Here is a 451-nt window from a genome sequence, read left to right as displayed (position 1 = left end):
GCAGCAGCGTCGATTTGCCGCAGCCCGACGGCCCCAGCACGGCGATCGACTCGCCCGCCAACAGCGTGAAATCAAGCGGCCACAGCGCCCGGCGCGCGCCGTAGCGATGACCGAATCCGCGGACATCGAGAAGACTCATCGCGCCGCCTCGCGCCAGCGTTCGAACTCACGCTTGATTGGCTCCAGCACGGCGTACTCCAGCAGCAGCAGGGCAAGCAGCACGCACAGCACCCAGGCCAGCGCTGCTTCGGTGTCGAGTTGGGAGCGAGCGTTCGCCAGTGCTGCGCCGATGCCGTCGCTGCTGGCCAGGAGCTCGGCCATCACCGCCACCTTCCAGCTGGTACCCAGCGCGGTGATCGCCGCCGGAAACAGCCAGGACAGCAGATGCGGCAGACCGACTTCGCGCACCCGCAGGTGCCAGGGCAGTCCGAAAGCACGGGCCATGTCGGAC

General features: G+C 68.3%; 2 protein-coding genes. Both read right to left on the bottom strand.

Annotation, left to right across the window (positions count from 1 at the left end):
• Positions 1 to 139 (bottom strand): ATP-binding cassette domain-containing protein (locus FLQ44_RS24965; RefSeq protein WP_147694819.1); only part of this gene is annotated, 139 nt, incomplete at its 3' end.
• The coding region (locus FLQ44_RS13600) for an ABC transporter permease subunit (RefSeq protein ID WP_147694818.1) at positions 136 to 451 on the bottom strand (316 nt) is incomplete at its 5' end. The genes FLQ44_RS24965 and FLQ44_RS13600, both read right to left, overlap by 4 nt.

The sequence above is a fragment of the Vogesella mureinivorans genome, from assembly GCF_007644035.1.
Lineage (GTDB): Bacteria > Pseudomonadota > Gammaproteobacteria > Burkholderiales > Chromobacteriaceae > Vogesella > Vogesella mureinivorans.
Note: the sequence above shows the minus strand (reverse complement) of the source record. Positions and strands in the feature narration are given on the sequence as shown.